Source organism: Streptococcus suis (genome assembly GCF_002960445.1).
Lineage (GTDB): Bacteria > Bacillota > Bacilli > Lactobacillales > Streptococcaceae > Streptococcus > Streptococcus hyiners.
Window position 1 is genome coordinate 1 of sequence record NZ_POJD01000352.1, and the last position, 264, is coordinate 264.

Sequence of the window (264 nt, forward strand, 5' to 3'; positions counted from 1 at the left end):
GGGTGGAACTGGTGGTGGTACTCAGCAAACAGATATGGCTATTGCTGCAGAACACCTATTAAAAACACGTAATAAGCTAGAAAAAATCTTGGCAGACAACTCAGGTAAGACAGTCAAGCAAATCCACAAGGATGCGGAACGTGATTACTGGATGTCAGCTGAAGAAACCTTGGCTTACGGATTTATTGACCAGATTATGGACAATACAAAAGTCAAATAAGCAGTGACAAATATGTAATAGTACTGACTATTCCTATTAGATGC

1 protein-coding gene is annotated in these 264 nt (G+C 39.8%); it reads left to right on the plus strand.

The features are described from left to right. Positions 1-220 (plus strand): ATP-dependent Clp protease proteolytic subunit (locus C1G53_RS11210; protein WP_192873133.1); only part of this gene is annotated, 220 nt, incomplete at its 5' end. Between the last annotated feature and the right edge of the window lie 44 nt (positions 221-264).